Annotated in this window: 5 protein-coding genes and 1 pseudogene; 3 read left to right on the top strand and 3 right to left on the bottom strand. The window is 37.0% G+C overall.

The window, feature by feature from the left end; translation table 11 throughout:
• Positions 1 to 199: 199 nt before the first annotated feature.
• Together V7183_RS19990 and V7183_RS19985 are read left to right on the top strand one after the other, a co-directional pair.
• Positions 200 to 844, top strand: a complete 645-nt coding sequence (locus V7183_RS19990) for a LytTR family DNA-binding domain-containing protein (RefSeq protein ID WP_097899705.1) — start codon at positions 200 to 202, stop codon at positions 842 to 844.
• 128 nt (positions 845 to 972) lie between these two features.
• Positions 973 to 2,487: an acetyl-CoA hydrolase/transferase family protein gene (locus V7183_RS19985; protein WP_335360601.1), complete on the top strand. Its 1,515-nt coding sequence runs from the start codon at positions 973 to 975 to the stop codon at positions 2,485 to 2,487.
• Between the two features lie 119 nt (positions 2,488 to 2,606).
• Here the strand turns inward: V7183_RS19985 and V7183_RS19980 are convergent.
• Positions 2,607 to 2,708: pseudogene (locus V7183_RS19980) on the bottom strand (DUF2639 domain-containing protein); the annotation flags it as partial.
• Between the two features lie 288 nt (positions 2,709 to 2,996).
• Positions 2,997 to 4,436, bottom strand: a complete 1,440-nt coding sequence (locus V7183_RS19975; RefSeq protein ID WP_335360600.1) for an alanine/glycine:cation symporter family protein — start codon at positions 4,434 to 4,436, stop codon at positions 2,997 to 2,999.
• 321 nt (positions 4,437 to 4,757) lie between these two features.
• On the opposite strand from V7183_RS19975, the gene V7183_RS19970 reads away from it, so the two are divergent.
• Positions 4,758 to 5,396, top strand: coding sequence for an NAD(P)-dependent oxidoreductase (locus V7183_RS19970; protein WP_335360599.1), 639 nt, complete (start codon positions 4,758 to 4,760; stop codon positions 5,394 to 5,396).
• Between the two features lie 31 nt (positions 5,397 to 5,427).
• On the opposite strand, the gene V7183_RS19965 is transcribed toward V7183_RS19970, so the two are convergent.
• On the bottom strand, positions 5,428 to 6,339 hold the full coding sequence (locus V7183_RS19965) for a thioester domain-containing protein (RefSeq protein ID WP_335360598.1): 912 nt from the start codon (positions 6,337 to 6,339) through the stop codon (positions 5,428 to 5,430).
• Positions 6,340 to 6,747: the final 408 nt, after the last annotated feature.

The raw sequence follows: 6,747 nt of genomic DNA, 5'->3' as shown, positions 1-6,747 counted from the left end.
GTGTAGGTTACTTTTTATTTTGTATAGCAGAGAATTAGATGTCGAAAAATTAAAATGGATTTACATAGGTAAAGTATGGTGAACCGAAAAAGCAATCTACCAAAACACCTAATATAGGGCCTTTATTATTTTTCCCATCAGAATCAGTACAGTTTGGTGTTAATAATAGTAGTATAATAGTGAATGGGGTGTTAATAGAATGGAAGATATAACATTAGGCTTACTACTAGATGTCGTTGGGGAATTATTTTCAGATGAAATTTCAATTGCCGTTTCTAATACAAAAGAATATATCTACTATCGGCCAAGTAAACGAATTGATTTAAAAATTAGTGTCGGGGACCCTATAAAGGAAGGAACGATTGCTCATAAAGCAATAGTGACGGAGCAAAAGGCCTCTGAGTTTATTGATAGGAATGTTTTTGGTATTCCTTATCATGGAATGGCCGTACCATTTTTAAATAATGGAAAGCTTGAGGGTTGCGTGACGGCAATTTATCCCGCTTTAACGGATGGAAAATCGGTCGTTACCTTAAAAACAACGGACGGCTGGATTCCGCTTCCTTTTTCAAAGGTCATTTATTTAGAGGCCAAAGATAAAAAGACGTATGTGAATTCAGAAGAGTTATCAGGAACACATAAATACTCTCTGCAGGAATTCGAATACTTGCTTCCGAAGGATTCATTTATTAGATGTCACCGTTCATTTATTGTAAATGTTAATCATATTAAAGCGATTTATCCTGATACTCATTCTACCTTTTTACTTTCGATGAATAATAATGAGAGGATACCAGTTAGTCAATCATACGCTAGTTATTTTCGGAAGCTTCTAGGATTCTAGATTTTTTCTGCTTTAGAGCCCGGATTCGCTATTTTATCCGAATTTTCGGTATCGTATACCAAAAACCCTATTTTGATGGTGTTAATGTGTAAAATAATTATGAATATTCATTAAGAGAGGGATTAATTATGGAGAATAATTTGGATAGAATCAGGGACCATCGTCTAAAGGAACGGGTCGTTACACCTGAAGAAGCGGCTTCGTGGATTCAAAATGGAATGACTTTAGGATTAAGTGGGTTTACACGTGCAGGTGATGTGAAAGCAGTTCCGTTTGCGCTGGTGAACCGCGTTAAGAATGATGAATCTTTTAAAGTAAATGTATATACTGGAGCTTCCTTAGGCTCGGATGTGGATAAATTATTTGCTGAAGCAGGAATTTTAGGAAAAAGATTGCCTTTCCAAGCCGATGCGACTATGCGAAAAGGAATTAATAATGGAGACTTTTTATTCGTGGATCAGCACTTGTCTCATACAGCAGAGATGATTCGTGCGGACGTTATGGATATAGATGTCGCTATTTTGGAAGCGATTGCAATAACTGAGGACGGAATGGTTATTCCAACCACTTCAATTGGAAATTCCATGGCGTTTGCTCTAAATGCTAAGTCTATTATTATTGAAATTAATATGGCTCAAGCTACACAACTAGAGGGGCTGCATGATTTATATGAACCTGGGAAACAAGGATCAAGGCTTCCAATTCCGCTCGCTAAAACGGATGATCGAATTGGAACTATCGGTATTCCGGTTGATGTTGAAAAAGTGAAGGGTATTGTGTTTACGAACCAGCTTGATTCGCCATCGACGATTGTTCCTCCAGATGAAGAAACGGTTATTATGGCACAGCATTTAATCGAATTCCTTCGAAAAGAAGTGAAAGTAGGCCGATTAACGGAAAGTTTAGCGCCATTACAATCGGGAATTGGTTCAGTGGCCAATGCAGTGCTGCATGGAATGTTAGATTCAGAGTTTCAAGATTTAGAAGTTTATTCCGAGGTGTTACAGGATGCGGTCTTTGATCTTATAGATGCTGGGAAAGTAAATTTTGCTTCCTGTTGCTCTATCACGCTTTCCGAAGAGAAAATGCAACAGGTATTTTCCAACTTTGAGAAATATCGTGACAAATTAATAATGCGTCCGCAAGAGATTTCCAATCATCCTGAAATCATTCGTCGCCTTGGATTAATTTCGATTAATACTGCTTTAGAATTAGATATATACGGAAATGTCAACTCTACTCACGTTTTAGGTACAAAAATGATGAACGGTATTGGCGGTTCTGGTGATTTTGCAAGAAATGCACGCCTAGCTATCTTTGTTACTAAATCCATTGCGAAAGGTGGTAACATTTCAAGTATCGTTCCTTTCGTCTCTCATGTAGACCATACCGAACACGATGTAGATGTTATCGTCACTGAGCAGGGATATGCTGACTTAAGAGGACTGGCGCCAAGGGAAAGAGTAGAACTGATTATTGAGAATTGCGCACATCCAATGTATCGTGACCAGCTACGAGCTTATTACCAAGAAGCACAAACAAGAGGTGGACAAACTCCTCATGTGTTAGAAAAAGCTTTTTCTTGGCATACGAATTATGCTAAAAATGGAACAATGCTTGAAAAGGTATTAGAAACCGTATAGGTACGTATCACAAATAAAGAGAAAATAGAAATAGCCCATGAAGAAAACCTTCATGGGCTATTTATCTACTTATATAGTAAGGGCAATATTAATAGCTTGTATCAGCCTTAGGGTTTGTATCATTTTCTCAGTACATGAGCCTGGTAACTCTCCAACTTCCGCCATTCATAATGATGAATCCAAAATTTTTTCAACTCATACACGTACCAACCTTTATTTCCATTATTAAATTAAGCTTAAATAAAATGTCCCCGGTACAATACTGTAATCATGTACTCATTGCATAGACGGTCTATATAAATCCATTTTCATTTTTCGACATCTAAATCCCTGCTATGCAGAATAAAAAGTAACCTACACTCGTTTGCTCTTTCTGTTTTTACTTCGCATGTGGCAGAAACAGGCCCTGACCGCTTCTATGCATGGCCAGATCCTCTCTCCCTCCTAAAAAGAGGGGGGTTGCTGTATATAAAAAAGAGCATCAGATTCGCTCTGATGCTCTCTCCTTATTATACAGCTTGTTCTTCTTTTTCTTTTATTACCACAGAATCTTCCCAGCACTCTGTATTCTTTAACCCTGGAATAGAGCTTGCACGGAATACTGGATCTTTTCCTTGCTTCTTTTGTTTTACATAGTCTGCCAAGGCAGCATATGCAAATTTACCAAGTAATGTAATTGCAATTAAGTTTGTGATTACCATTAACCCCATAAATAAGTCTGCCATATTCCAAACAACTTGAAGCGTTGCAACAGAGCCAAACATAACCATTCCGACTACGGCAATACGATAGACTGTTAGCCATGCCTTACTTTTCTTAATAAATTCAATATTCGTTTCACCATAGTAGTAGTTTCCTAGAAGTGAACTGAACGCAAATAAGAAAATAATAATCGCTAAGAAGCTACTTGCCCATGGTCCAATTTGTGAGCTTAGCGCCTTTTGCGTTAATTCAATTCCTTCTAAATTCGTTGCCTTATATGCCCCAGAACATAGTACGATAAATGCTGTTGATGTACATACTAAAAATGTGTCTACTAAAACTCCAATTGTTTGAATAAAACCTTGTTTAGCTGGGTGCGTTACATCCGCTGTCGCAGCCGCGTTTGGTGCACTACCCATACCTGCTTCATTCGCAAATAATCCGCGCTGGATACCATACTTCATTGCCGCTCCAATACCGCCACCTACAGCTGCATCTAAACCAAACGCACTTTTAAAGATTTCAGTAAAGACATCTGGAAGTAAATAGAAGTTTTTAATAACAACAAAGATAGCTACTGCAATGTAAATGATTGCCATTGGTGGAACAATCATTTCTGACATGCGTGCAATACTCTTAACACCGCCAAAAATAATAACCGCAATTAATCCAGCTAGTACAATCCCTACAATGTAACGCTCTAAACCGAAAGCATTTTTAAATGCTAATGTAACTGTATTCGCCTGTACTGAGTTGAAAATTAAACCGTAACTAATTGTGATAAGAATAGAAAACCAAATTCCCATCCAGCGTTTATTTAAACCTTTTTCCATATAATAAGCAGGGCCACCACGGAATCCACTGCCATCTTTTGTTTTATAAATTTGTGCAAGTGTACTTTCTACAAAACTTGAAGATGCCCCAATAATAGCAATTACCCACATCCAAAATACTGCTCCAGGGCCTCCCATAGAAATCGCTAATGCCACACCTGCTAAGTTACCAATCCCAATGCGGGCTGCAGAACTCATACAGAAAGCTTGGAAAGAAGATACACTACCCTTCTTACGCGTCTTTCCAGTTAAACCATCACCCATTAATCGTACCATTTCCCCTAAATGGCGAATTTGTACAAACTTCAATTTAAAAGAAAAATAAAGACCTAAGCCTATTAACATTGCAATCAGAATATAAGACCAAAGAATATTATTCGTTACCCCAACGAACTTCTCTAAGATGCTAACCATATATTGAAACCCTCCCTTTTCTTTTCCATAAGTTGAATTATATTCAAAAAATACTCAAAAATCAACAATTTTCGACAGGATATAACTTCCATGCGTTAGATTTTATGACATGAGCATGTAATATTCGAGAACAAATGACTTTTTTATTTTAAAAATGATACAACATGAATTTGTTTTCTAAACAAAGCAATTGACAAAAAACAAAAACTGTAACTATAATGGTTACATCCAGACGATAAACAACTTGATGTAAAGATATCCATTCATTTTCAGACATACATTTTTAACACTTATTTCATAAAAATTTTGGAGGGATTGCTTATGAAAATCGGAATTATCGGAGCAAGCGGAAAAGCTGGAAGTCGCATTTTAAAAGAAGCGTTAGATCGCAGACATGAAGTAACTGCGATCGTAAGAAACGCTGCAAAAATTTCAGAAGGCAATGTAAAAGTTTTAGAAAAAGACGTATTCGATCTTACTGCTAACGATCTTCAAGCATTTGATGTAGTTGTAAACGCATTTGGTGCTCCAGCAGGTAAAGATCACCTTCACGTAGATGTAGGAAACGTATTAATTGAAGCAATGAAAGGCGCACCTCATACAAAATTACTTGTTGTTGGCGGTGCCGGAAGTTTATTTATAGATGAGGAAAAAACAACACGCGTATTCGAAACGCCAGATTTCCCAAAGGAGTACCTTGCGACTGCTCAAAACCAAGGGGAAAATCTAGAAATCTTACAACAAACAAATGATATTACTTGGACATTCATCAGCCCTTCTGCACTATTCGCATTAGGAAAACGTACTGGCTCTTACAAAACAGGTAAAGATCACCTTCTTGTTAACACAAAAGGTGATAGCTATGTAAGTTACGAAGACTTCGCTGTAGCTGCACTTGATGAAATTGAAAATCCAAAACATATAAACGAACGCTTCACAGTTGTTTCTGAAGCTGAGTAATAAAGAAGCACTGGCGTTTGCCAGTGCTTCTTTATCTTTTATATGGTGTAGAAGGTTTATTCGGTTTCTGTGGTACACCAGCCTTTTTCCAGCTTACCGCTAATTCTGGGCTTGTTTTCTCTTCACTGCGCTCTAATAGAACTACCGCATCTTGAACTTTCGGTGTTCCCTTATACGAAATTCCTTGTAATTTCGTTAAGTTCCCCGATACTTTAAAGCTAAATTCACCAGATGGCGTCTCTTTCGGAATTAAAATACGGAACTTTTCACCTACATTAAATTCCGTTTTTGCTTCACCTTTTTCATTTACAAACTTCACGCCTTGAGGTGCACCCGTTGCTTGTACTTTGTATGTGCCGCTTTTCGCGTTTGTTTGTACTGTATATAAGCCGGTTTCGAAAAACTCATCTTTTAGTACTGCCTCTTGTTTTTCTGACGGCGAAACACTCATCGTAATTTCCTGTACTTCTTCACTACTATTCGCTTTTGCGACAATATCTTTCGTTAATCTCTCTACATTTTTATTACGAAAATCTAATTCATTAACATCTATTTGTTTCAGCGCATTCCACACAGCAAGCTGCGTCGCATAATGCGCTTCTCTCCAATCAGAAACCCCTAATTCTTGTGGACTCTTTTGCGGGTATCCATTTAACAATACGCGGTATACACCCACATCCACCTTACCTATCTCAGGTAAATCTTGACCACTTGGTGATTTCAAATCTACATTCAAGCAAAAGGCAATTTTTCCATCCGCTGTTTTGATAAGTTCTGTTCGAATTGGTCTCTTTTTTGCCTTACTATAGCTCCAATCCATTTCGTACTTTGTATGATCCATTACTTCTGCGAATGCTTTTTGAAGTGGAAATACCATACTCACTAAGCAGAACAGGACACTAACTAGCGTCAAAAGCTTACGAAAAGATAGTCTTAGTATCATGGTTATAACTCCTTTTTTTATTTGCTATGTATATTATTTAATTCTGGATTTATTTTATACATCACAACTTTTCTTAAAATGAAAGATTGATGCGATTATAGAAAAAATCCCTTACTGTTATAGCTTTTCATCTGAAAAGTTTGTCACGGAATATTCAGATTTTATTTATTGTCAATTACATATACTTCCATTTATTATAATTATGGAGCCGGTCTTTATATGATGAGACCTGTTTTATTCGTTGATTTAAGTGATGTTTGGCGGTTACCTAGGAAGTATAAAGTCGTTATTGATCTCGGAGGAATTTATTTTTAATTATGGATATTTATATTTTTAGAATTATGTTACTGGATCTCAGGGTATCCAGAATTTTTTGTAGCAATTCAATGATGCCATTCGGAACATGAA

The organism is Bacillus sp. JJ1127, assembly GCF_036965845.1.
In the GTDB taxonomy this organism is placed as follows: domain Bacteria; phylum Bacillota; class Bacilli; order Bacillales; family Bacillaceae_G; genus Bacillus_A.
The sequence above is the reverse complement of the archived record's forward strand: the minus strand, read 5'-3'. Positions and strand labels throughout refer to the sequence as shown.